This window comes from Agrobacterium sp. CCNWLW155 (assembly GCF_036888815.1).
Classification (GTDB): Bacteria; Pseudomonadota; Alphaproteobacteria; order Rhizobiales; family Rhizobiaceae; genus Agrobacterium; species Agrobacterium radiobacter.
The window spans coordinates 369,380-394,006 of record NZ_JBAKFW010000004.1 but is presented as its reverse complement, the minus strand read 5'-3'; the positions used below and the strand labels follow the sequence as shown (position 1 = coordinate 394,006).

20 protein-coding genes are annotated in these 24,627 nt (G+C 59.5%); 19 read left to right on the top strand and 1 reads right to left on the bottom strand.

Annotation, left to right across the window (positions count from 1 at the left end; all coding sequences use genetic code 11):
* Window positions 1–188: 188 nt before the first annotated feature.
* From V6S97_RS16315 to glpK, 19 genes are all read left to right on the top strand, one after another.
* A complete protein-coding gene (locus tag V6S97_RS16315) occupies window positions 189–854 on the top strand; it encodes a GntR family transcriptional regulator (RefSeq protein WP_080864671.1) in 666 nt (221 codons plus the stop codon).
* Between the two features lie 101 nt (window positions 855–955).
* Window positions 956–1,543 (top strand): ANTAR domain-containing response regulator, encoded by a 588-nt coding sequence (locus V6S97_RS16310; RefSeq protein ID WP_112357024.1) that lies wholly within the window; start codon window positions 956–958, stop codon window positions 1,541–1,543.
* Between the two features lie 35 nt (window positions 1,544–1,578).
* Window positions 1,579–2,874 (top strand): CmpA/NrtA family ABC transporter substrate-binding protein, encoded by a 1,296-nt coding sequence (locus V6S97_RS16305; RefSeq protein ID WP_111792692.1) that lies wholly within the window; start codon window positions 1,579–1,581, stop codon window positions 2,872–2,874.
* A 378-nt stretch (window positions 2,875–3,252) separates the two neighbouring features.
* Window positions 3,253–4,545: a CmpA/NrtA family ABC transporter substrate-binding protein gene (locus V6S97_RS16300; RefSeq protein WP_003505860.1), complete on the top strand. Its 1,293-nt coding sequence runs from the start codon at window positions 3,253–3,255 to the stop codon at window positions 4,543–4,545.
* A gap of 113 nt (window positions 4,546–4,658) precedes the next feature.
* Window positions 4,659–5,552 (top strand): nitrate ABC transporter permease, encoded by an 894-nt coding sequence (gene ntrB / locus V6S97_RS16295; RefSeq protein WP_003505862.1) that lies wholly within the window; start codon window positions 4,659–4,661, stop codon window positions 5,550–5,552.
* Window positions 5,553–5,565: 13 nt separating this feature from the next.
* On the top strand, window positions 5,566–6,363 hold the full coding sequence (locus V6S97_RS16290) for an ABC transporter ATP-binding protein (protein WP_035225183.1): 798 nt from the start codon (window positions 5,566–5,568) through the stop codon (window positions 6,361–6,363).
* 5 nt (window positions 6,364–6,368) lie between these two features.
* Window positions 6,369–8,816: a nitrite reductase large subunit NirB gene (gene nirB, locus V6S97_RS16285; RefSeq protein WP_111792693.1), complete on the top strand. Its 2,448-nt coding sequence runs from the start codon at window positions 6,369–6,371 to the stop codon at window positions 8,814–8,816.
* 5 nt (window positions 8,817–8,821) lie between these two features.
* Window positions 8,822–9,157: a nitrite reductase small subunit NirD gene (gene nirD / locus V6S97_RS16280; protein ID WP_003505867.1), complete on the top strand. Its 336-nt coding sequence runs from the start codon at window positions 8,822–8,824 to the stop codon at window positions 9,155–9,157.
* Between the two features lie 214 nt (window positions 9,158–9,371).
* Window positions 9,372–12,020, top strand: coding sequence for a nitrate reductase (locus tag V6S97_RS16275; protein WP_223569045.1), 2,649 nt, complete (start codon window positions 9,372–9,374; stop codon window positions 12,018–12,020).
* Window positions 11,992–13,470, top strand: coding sequence for a siroheme synthase CysG (cysG, locus tag V6S97_RS16270; protein ID WP_020812586.1), 1,479 nt, complete (start codon window positions 11,992–11,994; stop codon window positions 13,468–13,470). Before V6S97_RS16275 ends, cysG begins: the two co-directional genes overlap by 29 nt.
* A 119-nt stretch (window positions 13,471–13,589) precedes the next feature.
* Complete coding sequence (locus V6S97_RS16265) at window positions 13,590–14,363, top strand: DeoR/GlpR family DNA-binding transcription regulator (RefSeq protein WP_003505873.1); 774 nt, start codon at window positions 13,590–13,592, stop codon at window positions 14,361–14,363.
* Window positions 14,364–14,471: 108 nt separating this feature from the next.
* The gene (locus tag V6S97_RS16260; RefSeq protein ID WP_003505883.1) at window positions 14,472–15,995 is read left to right on the top strand and encodes a glycerol-3-phosphate dehydrogenase; all 1,524 of its coding nucleotides are present in this window, start codon (window positions 14,472–14,474) and stop codon (window positions 15,993–15,995) included.
* Between the two features lie 37 nt (window positions 15,996–16,032).
* Window positions 16,033–17,103, top strand: a complete 1,071-nt coding sequence (locus V6S97_RS16255; protein WP_112357020.1) for an ABC transporter ATP-binding protein — start codon at window positions 16,033–16,035, stop codon at window positions 17,101–17,103.
* Window positions 17,104–17,115: 12 nt separating this feature from the next.
* The gene (locus V6S97_RS16250; RefSeq protein ID WP_334427499.1) at window positions 17,116–18,186 is read left to right on the top strand and encodes an ABC transporter ATP-binding protein; all 1,071 of its coding nucleotides are present in this window, start codon (window positions 17,116–17,118) and stop codon (window positions 18,184–18,186) included.
* Between the two features lie 2 nt (window positions 18,187–18,188).
* Window positions 18,189–19,055: a carbohydrate ABC transporter permease gene (locus V6S97_RS16245; protein WP_003505888.1), complete on the top strand. Its 867-nt coding sequence runs from the start codon at window positions 18,189–18,191 to the stop codon at window positions 19,053–19,055.
* 3 nt (window positions 19,056–19,058) lie between these two features.
* Window positions 19,059–19,982 (top strand): carbohydrate ABC transporter permease, encoded by a 924-nt coding sequence (locus V6S97_RS16240; RefSeq protein ID WP_003505890.1) that lies wholly within the window; start codon window positions 19,059–19,061, stop codon window positions 19,980–19,982.
* Between the two features lie 2 nt (window positions 19,983–19,984).
* Complete coding sequence (locus tag V6S97_RS16235; RefSeq protein ID WP_003505892.1) at window positions 19,985–20,278, top strand: DUF2160 domain-containing protein; 294 nt, start codon at window positions 19,985–19,987, stop codon at window positions 20,276–20,278.
* Window positions 20,279–20,353: 75 nt separating this feature from the next.
* Entirely contained in the window at window positions 20,354–22,075 is a 1,722-nt protein-coding gene (locus tag V6S97_RS16230; protein WP_003505894.1) for an ABC transporter substrate-binding protein, read from the top strand.
* A 69-nt stretch (window positions 22,076–22,144) separates the two neighbouring features.
* Complete coding sequence (gene glpK / locus V6S97_RS16225; RefSeq protein ID WP_020810335.1) at window positions 22,145–23,644, top strand: glycerol kinase GlpK; 1,500 nt, start codon at window positions 22,145–22,147, stop codon at window positions 23,642–23,644.
* A 55-nt stretch (window positions 23,645–23,699) separates the two neighbouring features.
* Here the strand turns inward: glpK and V6S97_RS16220 are convergent, their stop codons facing one another.
* Window positions 23,700–24,560, bottom strand: a complete 861-nt coding sequence (locus V6S97_RS16220) for a LysR family transcriptional regulator (RefSeq protein ID WP_060723063.1) — start codon at window positions 24,558–24,560, stop codon at window positions 23,700–23,702.
* Window positions 24,561–24,627: the final 67 nt, after the last annotated feature.

Genomic DNA, 24,627 nt, shown 5'->3' with positions numbered 1-24,627 from the left:
TCAACATTGTTCAACAATAAATAATAATCGTTCTGTTATTCTGTTCATTTGTTGGACGTTATGCGCAGGAATTCATCACGTTTTTTTCGTGCTTTGCTAATGCTTTGTGCTATGGGCAATCATGCCGTGTCCGAACATGCCTGTCACGGAATTCCCGATGCTGCATTGCTCTTACGGAAAGGAGCGTCATGACGGAAACGATAGAGGGTCTGCCACTTGCTGATCGATTGGCCAAGGGTATCCGCACCCTGCTGATATCAGGCGAGCTGATGCCGGGGCAGCGCCTTTCAGAGGCAGCCTTCAGTGAACGTTTCGACGTCTCCCGCAATTCGCTGCGCGAAGCTTTCCGGCTGCTGACCAAGGACGGCCTGTTGCGCCACGAGGCCAATCGCGGCGTGTTTGTCGCCGTTCCCACCATGTCTTCGGTCATCGATATCTATCGGGTGCGGCGCATGGTGGAATGTGGCGCGCTGCGCCAGGCCTGGCACAAGCACCCCGCGATCAAAGCGATGCGCGCAGCCGTCGAAGATGCCAAGGTCAAGCGTGACGAGGCCGACTGGCTGGGCGTGGGCAGCGCCAACATGAAGTTTCATGCCGCCGTCGTCGATCTCCTCGACAGCGCCCGTCTCAGCGATTTTTACGAGCGCATCGCCGCTGAACTCAGGCTTTGTTTCGGGCTTTTGAAAGATCCCGAACAGCTTCATTCCCCCTTTGTGGACATGAACAGTAAGATACTGTCGCTGATGGAAGAGGGAAAAGCTGGAGAGGCTGGCGACGAGATGGAAATTTATCTCAATCTTTCCGAGCGAACGGTTTTGAAGGCGCTTGAACGCGCCGTCGAACACGCATCGTGACATGATGGGCGGCAGGGGAAAAAACGGCCCTTGCCGCTCCATCCATTTTTTGCATCCGCAGCCGATTGCCAAGTTTGCTGCGCTGCGTCATCAATGCTGACATGACGCTTCGCGACCTGACCATTCTCGTTATAGACGAAAACGCGATCCGCGCCTCCATCATTGAGGAGGGGCTGCGCGAAGCCGGTTATAGTCGCGTCACTGTTATCCATGAGGTGAACGGGGTCGCGCGTACCATCGAGACGCTGCAGCCCGATGTCATCTTCATCGATCTGGAAAATCCCAATCGTGACATGATGGAGCATCTGTTCCAGCTCACCCGCACGGTCGGTCGCCCCATCGCCATGTTTGTCGATCGTTCGGACACCGCCTCCATTGAGGCCGCCGTCGAGGCGGGTGTTTCCGCCTATGTCGTCGACGGGCTGAAGAAAGAGCGGGTCAAACCCATTCTCGATATGGCGGTCAGCCGCTTTAATGCTTTCAGCCGCCTGCAACGGGAACTTGCCGACGCCAAGTCGGCGCTTGAGGAACGCAAGGTCATCGAGCGCGCCAAGGGCATCCTGATGAAGATGCGTGGTCTTTCCGAAGAGGAGGCCTTTGCGCTTCTGCGCCAGACGGCGATGAATGAGAAAAAGAAGATTTCCGAGATCGCGCAAAGCGTGATCACCGCGGCCGGTTTGTTGATGTGACGAACCGCCGGTCGGACAGTCAAGGAGTGCATGATATGGCGGCACCGGAAAAAACGGCCGGATCAGACGGCGGAGTAACGAAAGCCCCGGGCGCGCCGGCAATCGTCGGCGGCGACCGGCAGAAAATCCTGCGTGCCGGCTTTATCCCGCTTGTCGATGCATCCGTCCTGATCGCCGCTGCCGAATTCGGTTTTGCCGAACGCGAAGGCCTTTCGCTCGATCTCGTCAAGGATGTCTCCTGGGCGAATGTGCGCGACCGGCTGGCGTTCCGGCAATTCGATATCGCCCATATGCTGTCGCCGATGCCCGTCGCCTCCATGCTCGGGCTCGGTTCCAACCCGTCGCCGACGATCACGCCTTTTTCGCTCGGACGCGGCGGCAATGCGATCACGCTTTCGACCCGCCTGTTTGCCCGGATGAAGGCCTTGACAGGGCTTTCCGAAATGGCGGGCGCACTCGAAAATGCCGAAGCGTTGAAGCGGGTACTCGATGATATGCGGGCGCGCGGCGAACCGCCGCCGACACTCGGCATGACCTATCCGTTTTCATCGCATAATTACGAATTCCGCTATTGGCTCGCCGCCGGTGGCATTCACCCCGATCACGACGTCAAGCTTGTGGTGGTGCCGCCGCCATTGACGTCGGACGCGTTGGCCGCAGGGGCTATCGACGGTTTCTGCGTCGGAGCGCCTTGGAACATCGTCGCCGCCGAGCGCGGTGTTGGCCGGATCGTTGCCGCCAAGCAGGACCTGTGGCCTTCTGCGCCGGAAAAGGTCATCGGCATGCGACCGGAATGGGCGGAAAACCAGCAGGAAACGGTCGGTCGGCTTCTGACGGCGCTCGATACTGCCGCACGCTGGTGTGACCTTGCCGAAAATCACGACCAACTGAGCCGTGCACTCGCCGATCCCCGTTATATCGGCGCGCCTGAGGGTATCATCCGCCGTGTGCTTGCCGGTGAATTCAGCATCGACAGCAAGGGCAACCGCCGGGTGATCGACGATTATTTCATCTTCCACGGCGGTCACGCCAATTATCCGCGCCAGAGCCAGGCATTGTGGATTTACAGCCAGATGATCCGCTGGGGGCAGGCCGAATTTTCGCGAGGGGGCGTGGAAGCCGCCTTATCTGCCTACCGTCCGGATATCTACCGGGCGGCGCTGGGCGACGCCAATGCACCCGATGATGCCGATATCCGCATCGAAGGGCAGGAAGAGCAGGACCGTTTCGTGGACGGCCTCGTGTTCGATCCCGCCGACATCGAGGGCTATGTGAACGGCTTTTCCGTGCGCACATCAGCGCCTTTTTCTTCGGCTTCAGGAGAGGCATAAGCGGCGTCATGCTTGGCAGGCTGCGCAAATTTCAAGCGCGGAATTCTTCTATTTGCACAAATGGAAGACAAAAAGCGCGCTGATTAAAATTTAATCAGCAAATTGGTCTCCCAAAATACCCCTTTATTTTCAGTGTTATGACCCAGTTTCGATAAACTGGCACGCCTCTTGCTTCTCATGTTGTGCACCGGTCAACGGCGATCGGGGCAAGCAGGGCGCGGCATAGGCGCTTTCAAAGACACAGACGTCGCAAGGTTTTGCTGCCCGGAACACCTCCCGTTCCGCCGGTGCAAACACCGAGCGGCGTTTTTTATTTTCAGGTTTTTTCGCAAGCGAAAACGTCACCCGCAGAGGTGGCCCAATAAGGGGAACATGCGAATGAAAAAGATATTCTCCGGCGCTGTCAGCCGCCGCACGATACTGAAGACAACAGCCACCGCAGCCCTTGTCAGCGCCGTGCGCGTGGCCTTTCCATCGGGTGCTTTCGCAGCCACCGCCGAGCCGGAAGTAAAAGGTGCGAAAATCGGCTTTATCGCGCTGACCGATGCCGCCCCGCTCATCATCGCGGCGGAAAAGGGGCTGTTCGCCAAGCATGGCATGCCTGATGTCGAGGTTCTGAAGCAGGCCTCCTGGGGCGCGACGCGCGACAATCTCGTGCTTGGTGGCGCATCCAACGGCATTGATGGCGCGCATATTCTGACGCCGATGCCCTATCTCATGCACACCGGCAAGGTGACCCAGAACAATGTGCCGGTGCCGATGACCATCCTCGCCCGCCTCAACCTCGACAGCCAGGGCATTTCCGTCGCCAAGGAATATGCCGAAACCGGCGTTCAGCTCGATGCTTCCAAATTGAAGGCTGCTTTCGAGAAGAAGAAGGCCGAAGGCAAGGAAATCAAGGCCGCGATGACCTTTCCCGGCGGCACCCATGATCTCTGGATCCGCTACTGGCTCGCCGCTGGCGGCATCGATCCGGACAAGGACGTCTCCACCATCGTCGTTCCGCCGCCGCAGATGGTTGCCAACATGAAGGTCGGCAATATGGACGTCTTCTGTGTGGGCGAGCCGTGGAATGAACAGCTCGTCAATCAGGGCATCGGCTTTACTGCCTGTACCACCGGAGAGCTCTGGAAGGGCCATCCGGAAAAGGCGCTCGGCATGCGCGCCGACTGGGTGGAAAAGAACCCCAACGCCACCAAGGCGCTGCTGATGGCCGTGATGGAGGCGCAGCAATGGTGCGATGAGATGGCGAACAAGGAGGAAATGTCCACCATCCTCGGCAAGCGCCAATGGTTCAACGTGCCGCCGAAGGACGTTCTTGGACGCCTCAAGGGCAATATCAATTACGGCAACGGTCGCGCGCTCGAAAATACCGGTCTGCAGATGAAGTTCTGGCAGGACCATGCGTCCTATCCCTTCCGCAGCCATGACAGCTGGTTCATCGCGGAAAACATCCGCTGGGGCAAATTCGCGCCGGATACGGACGTGAAAGCGCTGGTGGAGAAGGTAAACCGCGAGGATATCTGGCGCGCGGCGGCCAAGGATCTCGGCGTTGCGGATCTTCCCGCTTCCACTTCGCGCGGTAAGGAAACCTTCTTCGATGGCAAGGTGTTCGATCCTGAAAATCCATCTGCCTATCTCGAAAGTCTGTCCATCAAGGCGGCCTCCTGAGGAGGAGACCCGGGCGTCGCTCCTCATCCGCCAGCAGCTCTGCCCAACCGGCGCTGCTGAAGACCGGATGAGGGGCGAGCCCAGACCGCAACCGAAATCAAGAGGAAATGCCCATGTCCGCATTGGCCCGAAAATTCAACGAAGAGCCGCAGCAGCCGGTGGCGCAGAAGGCAAACGTCGTGGCGCTTGCACCGAAACAGTCGCCGCGGATCGATCTGCGCAAATGGGGTGCTGCGGCGGCTCGTAACATCATACCGCCGCTTGTCGTTCTCGCCATGCTGCTCGGCGTCTGGCAGCTGCTCTGTTCCGCGCCCGGCTCCTCGCTGCCGCCGCCTAGCCAGGTCTTCGAGGAAAGCTACGATCTCATCGTATCGCCGTTTTTCCAGAATGGTTCGCAGGATATCGGCCTTGGGCTGCGCGTTCTGGTCTCGCTTGAGCGTGTGGCCTATGGTTTCGGCCTCGCCGCCATTGCCGGCATCATCCTCGGTGCGGTGATCGGCCAGTCGGTCTGGGCCATGCGCGGCCTTGATCCGATCTTTCAGGTGCTGCGCACCGTGCCGCCGCTCGCCTGGCTGCCGCTTTCGCTGGCTGCCTTTCAGGACAGCAATCCATCGGCCATTTTCGTGATTTTCATCACCTCCATCTGGCCGGTCATCATCAATACGGCGGTTGGCGTACGCAATATTCCGCAGGATTACCGCAATGTCGCGCAGGTGCTGCGGCTCAACCAGCTCGAATTCTTCTTCAAAATCATGCTGCCGTCGGCCGCTCCTTACATCTTCACCGGCCTGCGCATCGGCATCGGTCTTTCGTGGCTCGCCATCGTGGCTGCGGAAATGCTGACCGGCGGCGTCGGCATCGGCTTCTTCATCTGGGATGCGTGGAATTCCTCGCGCCTGCCCGACATTATCGTGGCGCTCGCCTACATCGGCGTTGTCGGCTTCATGCTCGACAAGCTCGTGGCGGCGCTTGGCAAGGTCATCACCCGCGGCGCTGCGGCGAATTGAGAGGGCCAATATTATGAACGCTTATCTGAAGCTCGATCATATCGACAAATATTTCGACAAGGGCGGCTCGCGCGCCGAGGTCCTGAAAGGCATCAACCTCACCATCGAAAAAGGTGAATTCGTCTCGGTCATCGGCCATTCTGGCTGCGGCAAGTCCACCATGCTGAACCTCATCGCCGGGCTGACGAAAGTCTCCGCCGGTGCGGTGCTTCTCGAAAACCGGGAGGTCAATGAACCCGGGCCTGAACGCGCCGTCGTGTTCCAGAACCACAGCCTGCTGCCCTGGCTTTCGGTCTATGAAAACGTCAATCTTGCCGTGGAAAAGGTCTTCCGCAACACCAAGACCCGCGCCGAGCGGCATGACTGGGTCATGCGCAATCTCGATCTCGTGCAGATGGCCCATGCCAAGGACAAGAAACCTTCGGAAATTTCCGGCGGCATGAAACAGCGCGTCGGCATTGCCCGCGCGCTCGCCATGGAGCCGAAAATCCTGCTGCTGGATGAGCCCTTCGGCGCGCTGGACGCGCTGACCCGCGCTCATCTTCAGGACGCGGTGATGGAAATTCACGCCCGTCTCGGCAATACCATGGTCATGATCACCCATGATGTGGACGAGGCGGTGCTGCTTTCCGACCGCATCGTGATGATGACCAACGGGCCCGCCGCCCATATCGGCGAAGTGCTTGACGTGCCGCTGGCACGCCCGCGCAACCGCATCGAGCTTGCCTCCGACAAGACCTACCTCAAATGCCGCGAAGCCGTGCTGAAGTTCCTTTACGAACGTCACCGCTTCGTCGAAGCCGCGGAGTAACGACTATGGCGCAAAAACTCGTCATCATCGGCAATGGCATGGCGCCGGGGCGCATGCTGGAAAACCTGTTCGAAACCGCCCCCGGCCTTTACGACGTCACGATTTTCAACGCCGAACCGCGCGTCAATTACGACCGCATCATGCTCTCGCCGGTGCTCTCAGGCGAAAAGAGCTATGAGGACATCGTCATCCATAATGACGAATGGTATGCGGATAATAATGTGACGCTGCACAAGGGCGCGAAAGTCACCGGCATCGACCGTGACAAGAAAACCGTGACCAGCGAAAACGGCATCACGGCCTCTTACGACAGGCTGGTGATCGCCACCGGTTCCCTGCCCTTCATCATTCCCGTTCCCGGTCATCAATTACCCGGCGTGCTCGCCTATCGCGATCTCGACGATGTGACGAAGATGCTGGAAATCGCTGAAGGCAAAGGCCGCGCCATCGTCATCGGTGCGGGTCTTCTCGGGCTGGAGGCGGCTTACGGGCTGAAGCGTCAGGGCATGGATGTCACCGTCATCCATCTGATGCCGACCATCATGGAGCGTCAGCTCGATCCGGCAGCGGCCTATCTCTTAGAAAAGGCGCTGAACGAGCGCGGCATCGACATCATCACCAAGGCCAACACCAAGTGCATTCTCGGTGAGGACAAGGTCGAGGGCATCGAGCTCGAGGACGGCCGGATCATCAAGGGCGATATGGTGGTGATGGCGGTCGGTATCCGCCCGGCCTCGGGTCTCGCCAAGGAAGCCGGCATCGCCGTCAATCGCGGCATCGTGGTGGATGACGGCATGATGACGTCGGACGCCTCGATCTACGCGCTCGGCGAATGCGCCGAGCATCGCGGCATGTGCTATGGCCTCGTTGCGCCGCTTTATGAATCGGCCCGCGTGCTGGCTGACCGGCTTTGCGGCGGTTCGGCCGAATATCACGGCTCTGTCACCAATACGAAGCTGAAGGTGACAGGCATCAACCTGTTTTCCGCCGGCGACTTCGCCGAAGGCGATGACCGCGAGGAAATCGTGCTGCGCGATGCCACCGCCGGCGTCTACAAGCGTCTCATTCTCAAGGAAAACCGCATCATTGGCGCGGTTCTTTATGGCGAGACGGCGGATGGGTCGTGGTTCTTCGACCTGATGAAGAAATCGACCGATATCTCGACCATGCGCGAAACCCTTATCTTCGGCCAGGCCTATCAGGGAGGGTCTCCGCTGGACCCTATGGCGGCCGTTGCAGCCTTGCCGGATGATGCGGAAATCTGCGGCTGCAACGGCGTCTGCAAGGGCAAGATCACTTCGGTTATAACTTCCAAAGGGCTGACCTCGCTGGACGATGTGCGCGCCCACACCAAGGCGTCCGCCTCCTGCGGTAATTGCACCGGTCTTGTCGAGCAGTTGATGACGATAACGCTGGGCGACAGCTACAATCCCGCCGCCGTGCAGCCCATGTGCAAATGCACCGATCTCGGCCATGACGATGTGCGCCGTCTCATCAAGGCCAAGGGCCTGAAGACCATTCCCGCCGTGATGCAGGAGCTGGAATGGAAAACCTCCTGCGGCTGCGCCAAGTGCCGGCCGGCGCTCAATTATTACCTCGTCTGCGACTTTCCGGATGAATATGCCGACGATTATCAGTCGCGTTATATCAATGAGCGCGTTCACGCCAATATCCAGAAGGACGGCACCTATTCCGTCGTCCCGCGCATGTGGGGCGGCGTCACCTCTTCCTCTGAGCTCCGGGCAATTGCGGATGTGGTCGACAAGTTCGAAATCCCGATGGTGAAGGTGACCGGCGGCCAGCGCATCGATCTTCTCGGTATCGAGAAGGAGGATTTGCCGGCGGTCTGGGCCGATCTCGGCAAGGCCGGTTTTATCTCCGGTCAGGCCTATGCCAAGGGGCTGCGTACCGTAAAGACCTGCGTGGGCCAGCAATGGTGCCGTTTCGGCACGCAGGATTCCACCGGTCTCGGCATCCGCATCGAAAAATTCATGTGGGGCTCGTGGACGCCGGCCAAGCTTAAGCTCGCCGTCTCGGGCTGTCCGCGCAACTGTGCGGAGGCCACCTGCAAGGATATCGGCGTCATCTGCGTCGATTCCGGTTTTGAAATCCATTTCGCCGGTGCCGCCGGTCTCGATATCAAGGGCACGGAAGTGCTCGGTCTCGTGAGGACCGAGGATGAGGCGCTGGAGCATATCGTGGCGCTGACCCAGATGTATCGCGAACAGGCGCGTTACCTCGAGCGTATTTACAAATGGGCCAAGCGTATCGGCTACGACGAAGTCCGTCGCCAGATCATGGACGATGCTGAAAAGCGTAAGGGCTATTTCGACCGCTTCGTCTTCAGCCAGAAATTCGCGCAGGTTGATCCATGGTCCGAACGTGTATCCGGACACGACAAGCATGAGTTCAGGCCCATGGCGGCAATCGGTTTCAGTGAAGCGGCGGAGTGAGAACGATGGACAGCAACTGGATTGATATTGGCGACATCTCCGACATCCCGCTGCGCGGCGCACGTTGCGTGAAAACGCCGATGGGCAAGATCGCCGTATTCCGCACGGCGGAAAATCAGGTCTTCGCCATCGAGGATCATTGCCCGCACAAGGGCGGGCCGCTGTCTCAGGGCATCGTGCACGGGGCTTCGGTGACGTGTCCGTTGCACAATTGGGTGATTTCGCTGGAAACCGGCAAGGCCTTGGGGGCGGATGAGGGTGAGGTGAAGACTATCCCCGTCCGCAATCTCGACGGCCGGCTTTCCATCGCGCTTGAAACTCTGATGATTGCGGCGGAGTGAATTGCGATGGCGGCGATTTTACCCCCCTCTGTCCTGCCGGACATCTCCCTCTCAAGGGGGGAGATCAATTGCGGCACGCGCTTCCGTTCCCAGCTGGCCGCGCCGCCCGTCGATATAGAGCGGGGAGCCTTACGCTTGTCGACCTCCCCCCTTGAGGGGGAGATGTCCGGCAGGACAGAGGGGGGGAAGCGCCACGCACTGAGAGGGCAAACCCATGCCCGTTGAAACAAAAACCACCTGTCCCTATTGCGGCGTCGGCTGCGGTGTCATCGCCACCGTCAACGACAATGGCGCCGTTTCCGTCAAAGGCGATCAGGACCACCCCGCCAATTTCGGCCGGCTGTGTTCCAAGGGTTCGGCTCTGGCCGAAACCATCGATCTCGATGGCCGCCTTCTCCATCCCGAAATTGACGGCAGACGGGCGACGTGGGACGAAGCCCTTGATCTCGTCGCCACCCGCTTTTCTGAAGCCATAGCCGAGCATGGCCCGGATTCGGTGGCCTTTTACGTCTCCGGCCAATTGCTGACGGAGGATTATTACCTCGCTAACAAGCTGATGAAAGGTTTCATCGGCTCGGCCAATATCGATACGAATTCAAGACTTTGCATGTCGTCTTCGGTCGCCGGCCATCGCCGCGCTTTCGGGGCTGACACGGTGCCCGGCACCTATGAGGATATGGAGCTCGCCGATCTGGTGATTCTCACCGGTTCCAATCTCGCCTGGTGCCACCCGGTTCTCTATCAGCGCCTTGCCGCCGCAAAATCGGCGCGGCCGGAGATGAAGGTCGTCGTCATCGATCCGCGCCGGACGATGAGTGCCGATATTGCCGATATGCATCTCGCCATCCGCCCGGATGGAGATGTGGCGCTGTTTGTCGGCTTGCTGGCGCATCTTGCCGATAGTTCTGCAATCGATCACGGCTATGTGGAAAACCATACGGTCAGCTTTGGCGCTGCGATGCAGGCAGCAACCGAATACAGCCTGCCCGATATCGCCGAGACCACCGGCCTGACAATCGCCGAACTGATTTCCTTTTACGAATTGTTCGAACGCACGGAAAAAACCGTCACCTGTTACAGCCAGGGCGTCAACCAGTCGCAGAGCGGCACGGACAAGGTCAACGCCATCATCAATTGCCACCTTGCCACCGGCCGCATCGGCCGGCCGGGTATGGGCCCGTTTTCGCTGACCGGGCAGCCGAACGCCATGGGCGGACGCGAGGTCGGCGGACTGGCCAATATGCTGGCCGCCCATATGGTTATCGAAAATGCTGACGACCGTGATCGCGTGCAGCGCTTCTGGACCTCACCCGCCATTGCGCAAAAGCCCGGCCTCAAAGCGGTGGATATGTTCAGGGCGGTGGCCGACGGCCGCATCAAGGCGCTGTGGATCATGGCGACCAATCCGGTGGTTTCCATGCCGGATGCCGGTGCCGTCGAGGCGGCCATCAAGGCCTGTCCTTTCGTTGTGGTCTCCGAGGTCATGGCCAGTACCGATACGGCCCGCCACGCCGATATCCTTCTGCCATCGCTCGGCTGGGGAGAAAAGGACGGCACGGTAACCAACTCAGAGCGGCGCATTTCCCGCCAGCGTGGTTTCCTCGATGCGCCCGGCGAAGCAAGGGCCGACTGGTGGCAGATGGCGGAGGTGGGCAGGCGCATGGGTTTCGACGCCGCCTTCGATTATGGCCAGGCATCGGAGATTTTCGCCGAACATGCAGCGCTTTCCGGCTTCGAGAATGCCGGAAGCCGCGATTTTGATATTAGCGGGATCGAACGGCTCTCCTACGAAACGATGCCGCCCTTTCAATGGCCGAAAGCCCGACCTGGCGAGGCTGCCGTTACCCGCTTTTTCGCAGACGGCCGTTTTTACCATGCCGATGGAAAGGCGCGATTCATCGCCACCGCCTTGCCGAAAACCGGCAGGACATCGCCCGATTATCCGCTGACACTGAATACCGGCCGCATCCGCGATCAATGGCATACCATGACCCGCACCGGCAAAAGCGCGCGGCTTACCGCCCATATCGCCGAACCCTTCGCCGAGCTTCACCCGCGCGATGCGCAGGCGCTGGGAATTGAAAGCGCCGATCTAGTGGAGCTGGAAAGTCCTCATGGCAAGGTTCTGCTGCGGGCGCTGGTCAGCGAAAGGCAGGCGCGCGGTTCGGTCTTCGTACCGATGCACTGGAACGATCAGTTTGCCTCGCGGGCGCGCATCGATATGGTTGTGGCACCTGTTACGGATCCGCATTCCGGCCAGCCCGCTTCGAAAAACGTGGCGGTGAAGGCAAGGCGTTTTGCGGCGAAGGCCTATGGTTTTGCCATTTCCCGCACCCGGCCCGATGCGCCGGATTGCGCCTACTGGGCCATCGCCAAAGCCGATGGCGGCTATCGCATGGAGCTTGCCTTTGCCGAAGAGCCGCAGGACTGGACGCTCTGGGCGCGACAGGTTTTCGGCATCGATGCCAGGATCGAGCCGCTGGGTTACAGCGACCGGCAGACGGGCGATCTGCGTCTCGCCTTTTTCGACGGCGAAACACTGCTTGCGGCACTGTTCATTGCCAATGAACCGGTGGCCGTTGCCCGCAACTGGGCGATCTCGCAACTTACTGAGCGCCACGAGGATTTGCGCATGCGCTTTGCGCTGGTCGCCGGGCGTCCCGGTGCGGGCCGGGCTGATCCGGGTGCGACGGTCTGCTCCTGCTTCAATGTCGGGGTGAACCAGATCACGGCCGCTATCCGTGATGGCTGCCACAGTGTCGAAGCCATCGGCAAGGCGTTGAATGCCGGAACCAATTGCGGCTCCTGCCGCGCTGAAATCAGGGGGATCATCGATGGATGCCTTAAAACCGCAGCGGAATGAACCGGCTCGTATGGAGAAGCTCGCCAAGTTGCCTGTCTTCTGGGGACTTGAGGGCAAGCGCGTGGTTTTGGCGGGCGGATCGGATGGGGCGGCCTGGAAGGCGGAACTGCTGCTGGCCTGCGGGGCGGAACTTCATCTTTATTGTGAGGAAAGCGAGCTTTCGGAAAGCTTCGCGACGCTCGTCGCAAAAAGCCCGATGCTGATATGGCATGACCGTTCATGGGGTGCGGATATTTTCAAGGGCGCGGAACTAGCGCTGGCGGATTGCGAGACCGATGAAGAGGCGGAAAGATTTTACCATGCCGCACGAGCGGCTGGCATTCCCGTCAATGTCATCGACAAGCCGGAGTTCTGCCAGTTCCAGTTCGGCTCCATCGTCAATCGCTCGCCGGTGGTGGTGTCGATTTCCACCGATGGCGCCGCACCCATCCTGGCGCAGGCCATCCGCCGGCGCATCGAAACCTTGCTGCCGCTGGCCCTCAAGGACTGGGGCGCGCTTGCCCAGACAATTCGCGAGCGCGTCAATCTGCGACTCGTGCCGGGTCCGGCGCGACGCTCTTTCTGGGAAAAATTCGTCGATCGGGCGTTCACCGAAAGGCTGGATGAAGGCAGCGAAGAACGGCTGCTTGCGGATATCGGAACGCAGGCCGGTCGGGTGGGTTCGCGCGCCGGGCTGGTGACGCTTGTAGGCGCCGGACCGGGCGATGCCGAACTGCTGACTCTGAAAGCGGTGCGCGCTTTGCAGGCGGCCGATGTCATCCTGTTCGACGATCTTGTTTCAGCCGAAGTGCTGGAACTGGCGCGGCGGGAGGCGAAGCGCATGCTGGTTGGCAAACGTGGTGGCCGGGAAAGCTGCAGGCAGGAAGACATCAACGAGATGATGATCCGCCTCGCCAAGGCCGGAAAACGGGTGGTGCGGCTGAAATCCGGCGATCCGATGATTTTCGGGCGCGCCGGCGAGGAGATCGCCGCGCTGGAGGCCGAAAATATCCCGGTCGAAGTCGTGCCCGGCATCACTGCCGCAAGCGCCATGGCCTCGCGCCTAGGCGTGTCCTTGACCCATCGCGACCATGCCCAGTCGGTACGCTTCATCACTGGTCATTCCCGGCAGGGGAAGCTGCCGGAGAATATCGACTGGCAGTCCCTGTCGAACCCCTCCGTCACCACTGTCTTTTATATGGGCGGACGAACCGCCGGCGATATTCAGTCCTGCCTGCTTGCCCAGGGAATGCCCGCATCGACACCCGTGGTGGTGATGATTTCCGTCAGCCGCGCCAATGAGCGACGATGGTGCGGTTCGCTTGCGCAACTGGCTGCCGCGGTCGAGAGACTGGGCGTGAACGAACCTGTGCTGATTGGCATCGGTGATACGTTCCATAACGCCTCCGCGGCATTTTCCGTTACCCGCAACGAGGAAGCCGATGCTGGGCCTGTTCAAAAAGCCGGCTAACAAGATTTTTGATGGTTTCCGCTAACCGGCGATCCTTCTCACCGTAAACCCTCCCTTGACATTGGTTTTTCGTTCGCTCTTCAATAAAACGAAAAAATTGAAAGAGGAGGGAGGGTGAAATGCTGCTCACACCGCGTCAGGATGAAATCGTTGCGCTGGCGAAAGCGAACGGCCGGGTGCTGGTCGATGAACTGGCGGCGCGGTTTTCGGTGACCCCCCAGACGATCCGCAAGGATCTGAACGATCTCTGCGATACGCGGGTGCTGACCCGCATCCACGGCGGCGCGCTCTTTCCAAGCGGCAATGAAAACGTCAAATACGAGGCGCGCCGCGCCATCGCATCGTCCGAAAAACAGGCGATCGGCGCCGCTGCCGCGGCCCTCATCCCCAATAACTCGTCGCTTTTCATCAATATAGGCACCACGACCGAGGCAGTTGGTGAAGCGCTCGCGGATCATCACGAGTTGATGGTTATTACCAACAACATCAATGTTGCCAACAGGTTGAGGGTTTTCCCCGGCATCGAAGTGGTGATTGCCGGCGGTGTCGTGCGCGGTTCCGATGGTGGTATCGTCGGCGAGGCGGCTGTGGATTTCATCCGCCAGTTCAAGGTTGATTTTGCCGTCATCGGCGTTTCGGCCATCGATGAAGACGGGGCTTTGCTCGACTTTGACTTCCGTGAGGTCAAGGTGGCGCAGGCGATCATCTCCAATGCGCGCCATGTCATTCTGGTGTCGGATTCGCTTAAATTCGAGCGCACGGCCCCCGTGCGTATCGGTCATCTTTCCCAGGTGCACACCTTCATTACCGATCATTGTCCTGTTGATTCCATCCGTACCATCTGTGCCGATCACGATGTCCGGCTGATCGAAACCGAGGGTCGCGACGCCTGATTCAAGGGGCCTTTTGATTTCGTTTGACATTCGTTTTGTCTTCGAATTAGATGGCTGTGCTTTCAATATATCGATGAGGAGAGCGTCGATGAAAGCACGGGAGGGTCCATGTCTGACGAGGCAATTCACGATATTTTCGTGATCGGCGGCGGTATCAATGGCTGCGGCATCGCGCGTGACGCCGTTGGCAGGGGCTATTCCGTGGCGCTTGCGGAAATGAACGATTTTGCCTCCGGCACCTCGTCCGCCGCGACCAAACTCATCCATGGCGGTTTGCGTTATCTCGAACATTACGAATTTCGTCTGGTGCGCGAAGCGCTTATGGAGCGTGAGGTGCTGTGGGCCATGGCGCCGCACATCATCTGGCCGATGCGCTTCGTACTACCGTTCCAGAAGGGTGGCGTGCGCCCGGCCTGGCTAGTGCGTCTCGGGTTATTTCTTTACGACCATCTCGGCGGCCGCAAGCTTTTGCCCGCCACACGCTCGCTTGATCTGCGCCGTGATCCCGCCGGAAAGCCGCTGAAGCCGATTTTCGCCCGCGCCTTTGAATATTCGGATGGCTGGGTGGACGATGCCCGTCTTGTGGTGCTGAATGCCCGCGATGCCGCTAATCGCGGTGCTTTGATCCTCAATCGCACGCAGGTGGTTTCGGCCCGGCGCGAAGGCGCCTTCTGGCGGATTGAAACGAAAAATGTCGCCGGAGAAGCCAAGACCCACCGGGCGCGCATGCTGGTGAATGCCGCCGGCCCCTGGGTGGACAAGGTGCTGTCTTCGACATTCGGCAAAAACAATGTCCACAATGTCCGCCTCGTGCAGGGCAGCCACATCATCGTGCGCAAGAAGTTTTCCGATCCGCGCGCCTATTTTTTCCAGAATCCTGATGGCCGCATTATCTTCGCCATCCCTTACGAACAGGACTTTACGCTGATCGGCACGACGGATCGCGACTATACCGCCGACCCCCGTGCTGTTAAGATCAGCGACGAGGAGATCAGCTATCTTTGCAATGCGGCGAGCGAATATTTCGCTGAACCGGTGGGGCCGGCGGATATCGTCTGGACCTATTCCGGCGTGCGGCCCTTGTTCGATGACGGCGCGTCAAAAGCGCAGGAAGCGACCCGCGATTATGTGCTGAAAACCGAAGGGGCGGAAGGCGAAGCGCCGCTTCTCAATATTTTCGGCGGCAAGCTCACCACCTATCGGCGGCTTGCCGAACATGCTCTTGAAAAAATCGGCGATGCGCTGGGTGAAAAGGGTGCGCCATGGACGGCGGGCTCGCATTTGCCGGGCGGAGATTTCGGTGCCGAAGCCTACGTCGCGGAAGTTTCGGCGCTGCGTTCACGTTACCCCTTTCTCGAAGAGCGTCATGCAAAGCGGCTTGTGCGCTGCTACGGAACGGATGCGACGGCGCTGATCGGCAATGCGACTGAGACGGCGGCGATGGGGCGGTTTTTCGGCGGCACGCTCTACGAGGCTGAGGTTCGCTGGCTGATGGCGAGGGAATGGGCGCTGACGGCGGAGGATATTCTTTGGCGCCGCACCAAGCAGGGGCTGTTTTTAACCCCCGAAGAGGTGCGTGGGCTGGAGGATTATATCGAAGACATTGCGGGTGAACGCTTGAAGGCAATCTGACGATCCGATCGAAAAGCGGAGGAGGCTTTGGATCACCATGCTTGAATTGCGAAACGTCTCGAAGATGGTTGGCGGTGAATATCATATTCACCCGATCGATCTGACGTTGCAGCGCGGAAGCCTGAACGTCCTGCTTGGACCGACACTTTCGGGCAAAACGACGCTGATGCGGCTGATGGCCGGGTTGGACAAGCCGAGCGCCGGCGCGATCTTTTTTAATGGCGAGGACGTGACGGGCTTTCCGGTGCAGAAGCGTAATGTCGCCATGGTCTATCAGCAGTTCATCAACTATCCGGCGCTCTCGGTTTATGAAAATATCGCTTCGCCGATGCGGGTTGCCGGCAAGGATCAGGCGACCATCGACAGGGAGGTTAGGAAGGCGGCCGAGCTTCTGAAGCTGACGCCCTATCTCGACCGCACGCCCCTCAATCTTTCTGGCGGCCAGCAGCAGCGCACCGCGCTTGCAAGAGCCATCGTCAAGAACGCCAATCTGGTGCTGCTCGACGAGCCGCTGGCCAATCTCGATTACAAGCTGCGCGAAGAATTGCGTGAGGAACTGCCGCGCATTTTTGCGGAATCCGGTGCGATCTTCGTTTATGCCACGACCGAACCGTCAGAAGCGCTGCTGCTGGGCGGCAATACCGCGACGCTTAACGAGGGCAGAGTGACGCAGTTCAGCCGCACGATCGAGGTCTACCGGCGTCCGGTGGATATCGTGACTGCGGAAATCTTCGCCGACCCGCCGCTCAACACCATCGAGGTCATCAAGACGGGTGGGGCTTTCACCCGTGCCAATCAGGCCGTTGTCACGGTGCCGGCGCATCTTGCGGCCGTGCCGGACGGACCTTTGACCATTGCTTTCCAGCCGCATCATCTTTTCCCGCATGCGAAGGGTGAGGCGCGGCAATCCATCCGGGCGCGGACGCTGATTTCGGAAATCGCCGGATCGGAGAGCTTCGTGCATGTGGAATTTTCCGGCAGGCGCTGGGTCATGCTGGCGCATGGCATCCACGACATCGAACCGGACAGAGATATCGAGCTCTTTCTCGATACAAAACACCTGATGGCCTTTGACGCGAATGGCCGCGCCATCGGCGAAGCGGCGTAAGGGAGATCGGTCATGGCACGCATCACGCTCGATCATATCCGCCACGCCTATAATGCCAAGGCGCAGGCTGCCGGCGAATATGCCCTGAAGGAAGTCCATCACGAATGGGAGGATGGCGGCGCCTATGCGCTGCTTGGGCCTTCCGGCTGCGGCAAGACCACGCTGCTCAACATCATTTCCGGCCTGCTGCGTCCGTCGGAAGGCCGCATCGCCTTTGACGGAACTGACGTGACCGATTTTGCCACCGAAGACCGCAATATTGCGCAGGTGTTTCAGTTCCCGGTCGTCTACGACACGATGACGGTCTACGACAATCTCGCCTTTCCGCTGCGCAACCGGCATGTGCCGGAGGCCGAGGTGGACCGCCGGGTGCGGGAAATTCTCGAAATGACCGATCTTTCCGGCATGGCCAAACGCCATGCGCGCGGATTGACGGCAGACCAGAAGCAGAAGATTTCGCTGGCGCGCGGCCTGGTACGTTCCGACGTCAATGCCATCCTTTTCGACGAACCGCTGACGGTGATCGATCCGCATATGAAGTGGGTGCTGCGCTCGCAGATGAAGCGCCTGCATCGCCAGTCCGGTTTCACCATGGTCTATGTGACCCATGACCAGACCGAGGCTTTGACCTTCGCGGACAAGGTGGTCGTCATGTATGACGGGCAGATCGTCCAGATCGGCACGCCCGCCGAGCTTTTCGAACGGCCGGGACACACTTTCGTCGGTTATTTCATCGGCTCACCGGGCATGAACGTGCTGCCCGCCAGCATCGAAGGGGCGACGGCGGTTGTCGGCGGCCTCGGCGTGCCGCTGGCAGGTGCGCCGAAGGTTGATGGAAAGCAGCGGATCGAGATCGGCATCCGCCCGGAATTCGTCCGGCTGGAACGGGGCGGTATGCCCATCACTGTTGACAAGGTCGAGGATATCGGCCGGCAGAAGATCGTGCGCGCCCGGTTTGCCGGCCAGAAGCTCGCGATCGTCGTTGCGGAAGACGAGGAAATTCCGGCGGAAGCGGGTGTTCGCTTCGATCCGGCCGCGATCGGTGTCTTTGCCGATTCCTGGCGCGTGAAGATGGGAGCCTGACCATGGAAAAGAGCTGGAACAACAAGGCGTGGTTCATGGTGCTGCCGGTGCTGGTGCTGGTCGCCTTTTCTGCCGTCATTCCGCTGATGACCGTCGTGAACTATTCGGTGCAGGATACGTTCGGCAATAACCAGTTCTTCTGGGCGGGAACGCAATGGTTCGAGGAAATCCTCAGTTCCGATCGCTTCTGGAACGCTCTCGGACGCAACCTGGTGTTTTCCGGCATCATATTGGCGATCGAAATTCCGCTCGGCATATTCATCGCGCTCAAGATGCCCAAATCCGGCATCGGCGTGCCGGTCTGCCTCGTGACGATGGCGCTGCCGCTGCTGGTGCCTTGGAATGTTGTCGGCACGATCTGGCAGGTGTTCGGCCGCAGCGATATCGGACTGCTCGGTTATTACGCCAATCAGCTTGGTCTTGACTATAACTACGTCAACGATCCGGTTGACGCATGGATTACGGTCATCATCATGGATGTGTGGCACTGGACAAGCCTTGTCGTGCTGTTGTGCTACGCCAGCCTTGTCTCCATTCCGGACGCCTATTATCAGGCGGCAAGGATCGATGGCGCGTCACGTTTTGCGGTGTTCCGGTACATCCAGCTGCCGAAGATGAAGCGGGTGCTGCTGATCGCCTTCCTGCTACGCTTCATGGACAGTTTCATGATCTATACCGAACCTTTCGTCGTCACCGGCGGCGGCCCCGGCAATTCCACGACCTTCCTGTCCATCGATCTCGTGAAGGTCGCGCTCGGCCAGTTTGACCTCGGGCCTGCGGCAGCCATGTCGCTGATCTACTTCCTCATCATCCTGCTGCTGTCCTGGGTGTTCTACACCGTCATGACCAGCCACGACGCGGAGACTTGAGACATGAGTGCTTCGAACGTCACGACCGGTGTGGAACGTAATGGCATGGGTACTGGTTCTGCGGCAGTTGCTGCCTCGGTACGGCCTGGTTTTGCCGCAACGGCAAGGTCACGCCGTCACCATGGGCCGTCCAGGTTTTCCTGGCTGGTGCCGACGATCTATATCGTGCTGTTGCTCGTGCCAATCTACTGGCTCATCAATATGAGCTTCAAGACGAATTCGGAAATCGTGTCGTCCATGACGCTTTATCCGCACCAGCCAACGTTGCAGAACTACAGGACGATCTTCACGGATTCATCCTGGTATTCGGGTTACATCAATTCGATTACTTACGTCGTGATGAATATGGTGATTTCGGTCGCGGCGGCGCTTCCAGCGGCTTATGCCTTCTCACGTTACCGTTTTCTGGGCGACAAGCACCTGTTCTTCTGGCTGCTGACAAACCGTATGGCGCCGCCCGCCGTCTTCGCGCTGCCTTTCTTCCAGCTTTATTCGGCATTCGGTCTGATCGACACACATATCGCGGTGGCGCTGGCGCACTGCCTGTTCAACGTGCCGCTGGCGGTGTGGATTCTCGAAGGTTTCATGTCCGGTGTGCCGAAGGAAATCGACGAGACCGCCTATATTGACGGCTATTCCTTCCCGAAATTCTTCGTGAAGATCTTCATGCCGCTCATCGCTTCCGGCATCGGTGTCGCCTGCTTCTTCAGCTTCATGTTCTCGTGGGTCGAGCTTCTGATCGCCCGCACGCTGACGACGACGGACGCCAAGCCGATTGCCGCGACCATGACGCGAACCGTTTCCGCCGCCGGCATGGACTGGGGCCTGCTTGCCGCCGCCGGCGTGTTGACACTGATCCCCGGCGCGCTGGTGATCTGGTTCGTGCGTAATTACATCGCCAAGGGCTTTGCGCTGGGGAGGGTTTGACCATGACGAAGATGCCCGATTTTACCTGGATGGCCTGGACCTGGCAGACGGCTGCGTTTTTCGGCGCCATTGCCGTGCTGCTCGTCGGCATGTGGTTCTGGGAATATCTCTCGCCCGGCGGCAATCCCCGCTTCGGCATCTTGCGCTTCGAGACCACGCGCGGCGACCGGTTGTTCATCTCGCTGCTCGGCAGCGCCTTCATTCATCTCGCATGGCTCGGGCTGGTCGGCCCGAACCTGTGGTGGGCTCTCGCTCTGTCTGCGGTCTACGCCATCGGCGTTTTCCGTTTTGTCTAGAGCAGGAAAAAGGTGCGGCGGAGGAAAACCGCACCAGCAGACTTCATGCAATCGCAAACCCTTGGGAGGACTGATATGCGACGGCATCTGATGACGACGACGGCGGCCATGCTGCTGGCAATGACGGGTTCCGCTTTCGCCGGAATGGAGGAAGCAAAGCAGTTTCTGGACAAGGAAATCGGCGATCTCTCGTCGCTTTCGCGTGGTGATCAGGAAAAGGAGCTGCAATGGTTTGTCGATGCCGCGAAACCTTTCGCGGGCATGGAGATCAAGGTCGTTTCCGAATCGCTCACGACCCATGAGTATGAATCCAAGGTTCTGGCTCCGGCCTTCACCGCCATTACCGGTATCAAGGTCACGCACGACCTGATCCAGGAAGGTGATGTGGTCGAAAAGATCCAGACCCAGATGCAGACCGGTCAGAACCTCTATGACGGCTGGGTCAATGACAGTGACCTCATCGGCACCCATTGGCGTTACCAGCAGGTGCGCAACCTGACCGACTTCATGGCCAATGAAGGCAAGGACGTCACCAATCCCGGTCTCGACCTCAAGGATTTCATCGGCAGCGCCTTTACGACGGCGCCGGACAAGAAGCTCTACCAGCTTCCCGACCAGCAATTCGCGAACCTCTACTGGTTCCGTTATGACTGGTTCAACAACGAAAAGAACAAGGCCGATTTCAAGGCCAAATATGGTTATGACCTCGGCGTGCCCGTCAACTGGTCGGCCTATGAGGATATTGCCGAATTCTTCACCGGCCGCGATGTCGATGGCAAGAAGGTCTTTGGCCATATGGACTATGGCAAGAAGGACCCGTCGCTCGGCTGGCGCTTCACCGATGCCTGGCTTTCCATGGCCGGCAACGGCGACAAGGGCCTGCCAAACGGTCTGCCGGTCGATGAATGGGGCATCAAGGTCAACGACAAGTCGCAGCCGGTCGGTTCCTGCGTGGCGCGCGGCGGCGATACCAATGGTCCGGCTTCCGTCTATTCCATCGAGAAATATCTCGAATGGCTGAAGAAATATGCGCCGCCCGAAGCGCAGGGCATGACCTTCTCCGAATCCGGCCCGGTGCCGGCGCAGGGCAACATCGCCCAGCAGATCTTCTGGTACACGGCCTTCACGGCAGATATGGCCAAGCCCGGCCTGCCTGTGGTGAACGAGGACGGTTCGCCGAAATGGCGCGTCGCACCTTCGCCGCATGGCGTCTACTGGAAGGACGGCATGAAACTCGGTTATCAGGATGTGGGTTCGTGGACGCTGATGAAATCCACCCCCGACGACCGCGCCAAGGCCGCCTGGCTTTACGCGCAGTTCGTGACCTCCAAGACCGTGGATGTGAAAAAGAGCCATGTGGGTCTGACCTTCATTCGCGACACCACCATCCACCACAAGAGCTTCACGGACCGGGCCACCAAGCTCGGTGGTCTCATCGAGTTCTATCGTTCACCGGCCCGCGTGCAGTGGTCGCCAACCGGCACCAACGTTCCTGACTATCCGAAGCTGGCACAGCTGTGGTGGCAGGCGATCGGCGATGCGTCTTCGGGCGCAAAGACGGCTCAGGCGGCAATGGACTCTCTCTGCGCCGAGCAAGAAAAAGTCATGAGCCGTCTGGAACGTGCCGGCGTGCAGGGCGATATCGGTCCGAAACTGGCGGAAGAGCACGATATCGAATACTGGAACAAGGATGCCGTTTCGAAGGGCAATCTGGCGCCGCAGTTGAAGATCGCCAACGAAAAGGAAAAGCCGGTCACCGTCAATTACGACGAACTGGTCAAAAGCTGGCAGAAGTAATTTCTGCATGAAATCTTAAACCGGGGCGGCTTTGCCGCCCCGTCATTGCGTCTGAAAGGGAGTAGCATAATGGGCGGTTATATTCTGGCGATCGATCAGGGAACGACATCGACAAGGTCGATGGTCTTTGATCGCGACATGCGGGTCATCGGTGTCGGGCAGCGAGAATTTCCGCAACATTTCCCGGCCTCCGGCTGGGTCGAACACGATGCAGAGGATATCTGGAAAAGTGTGCTGGAAACCATCCGGTTGGCGCTTGCCGATGCCGGCATCGCCGCATCCGATATCGCGGCGATCGGCATCACCAACCAGCGCGAAACGACCGTGCTTTGGGACCGTAATACCGGTGAGGCCGTGCATCGCGCCGTCGTCTGGCAGGATCGGCGCGCCGCGCCTGTCTGCGAGGATCTGAAACGCCGGGGACTCGAGCCGCTTTTTTCGAAAAAGACCGGGCTGCTGCTCGATCCCTATTTTTCCGGCACGAAGTTGAAATGGCTTCTCGACAGCGTCAGCGGCCTTCGCGAAAAAGCCGTGAAGGGGGAAATCTGCTTCGGCACGGTCGACAGTTTCCTGATCTACCGTCTCACCGGTGGCCGCCGCCATGTGACCGACGCCACCAATGCCTCGCGAACGCTGATCTACAATATCGAAGACAACGCCTGGGATGATGAACTCCTGTCGATCCTCGATATTCCGCGCGCCATGCTGCCGGAAGTGCTGGATTGCGCCGCCGATTTCGGCGTGACGGACAGGTCGCTGCTGGGTGCGGAAATCCCGATCCTTGGCGTCGCCGGCGATCAGCAGGCGGCCGTGATCGGCAACGCCTGCTTCGAGCCGGGCATGATGAAATCCACCTATGGCACCGGCTGCTTTGCGCTTCTCAACACCGGCACTGATCGCGTCGCCTCCACCAATCGCCTGCTGACGACGATCGCTTACCGCCTCGATGGCGTCACGACCTATGCGCTCGAAGGCTCGATCTTCATCGCAGGTGCCGCCGTGCAATGGCTGCGTGACGAGCTTGGCTTCATCTCGGTTGCATCAGAAGTCAGTGCGCTTGCCGAAAAGGCCGATCCAAGGCAGCGTGTTTATCTCGTACCGGCCTTTACCGGTCTTGGCGCGCCTTACTGGGACGCCGAGGCGCGGGGTGCGATCTTTGGCCTGACACGCGGCACCGGCCCGGCGGAATTTGCGCGCGCGGCGCTGGAAAGCGTGGCCTACCAGACCTTCGATCTGCTGGACGCCATGCGCAAGGACTGGGCGGGTGATAATGGCAAGACGGTGCTGAGGGTCGATGGCGGCATGGTCGCTTCCGATTGGACCATGCAGCGGCTGGCGGATATTCTTGCAGCACCCGTCGATCGTCCTGTCTTTCTCGAGACGACCATTCTCGGTGCCGCATGGCTCGCAGCATCGCGCGCTGGTATCTGGCCGGACCGCAAGGCCTTTGCCGACCATTGGCGGCGTGATCGCCGTTTCAGCCCGGATATGGAAGAGGGCGAGCGGAAAAACGCTATTGCCGGCTGGCGCGACAGCGTCGGCCGCTGCCTCTCGAAACGGGAAAACTAGAGTATTTCCAGCAAAAGTGTGAAGCGGTTTTGCTTTCGGAAATGCGCCAGGAAATCTATACGAAGCTGCCAGGTGCGATGCTCTTGCTCGACACGAGATCGGAAAGGGCGCGCACCAGCTTCGTATCCGCGCCCTTGCTGGGCTGAAGCACGAATTCCACATCCTCCAGAGCCGGCAGCACACCCGCCGCAATCTCCTTGAGGCCTGCCGGCGCCATGCTGCGTGGCTGCACCAGAATGCCCATGCCCGCTCTTGCGGCAGCGGTAAGTCCGCTGAGGCTGCCGCAGGTGCAGACGATCCGCCAGGAGAGGCCGGCCCGGTCCAATGCTTCCTGCGCCGCCTTTCGGGTGATGCTGGGCGGCGGAAAGGCGATCAGCGGCAGGGCGTCCGGCTGGTTCAGCATGCGTTCCGGGTCGCGCGCCAGCCAGACCAGCGGTTCGCGGTAAAGGAAGTGACCCAGCTTGTCGCCGAGGCGGCGTTTGGCGAGCACCACATCCAGCTCACCATTATCCTGCATCTGGTAAAGCACGCCGCTCAGCGAGACCGTCAATTCGAGATCCACCAACGGATAAAGGCGAATGAATTCCTCCAGAATGGCCGTCAGCCGGCTGGCGACGAAATCCTCCGAGACGCCGAGCCGCAGCCGCCCGCGCAGACGGTTTTCGCTGAAGAGCGATGAGACCTTGCTGTCGATCTCCAGCATGTTGCGGGCATAACCAAGCAGCGCCTCGCCCTCGCCAGTCAGTTTCACCTGATGGGTGCTACGGGCGATCAGCCGGCGGCCAAGGGCTGCCTCAAGCCTTTGAATATGCTGGCTGACGGTGGATTGGCCAATACCCAGCCGCTCGGCAGCAAGCGTGAAACTGCCGGTTTGCTGAAGCATGACGAAGCTGGCAAGATGTTGAAGGTTCAGCATTATCTCAAATCGTGATAACTGTTAATCTTTGCATCCGAAATCATGATGAGCGATAGTGACGCCCGTT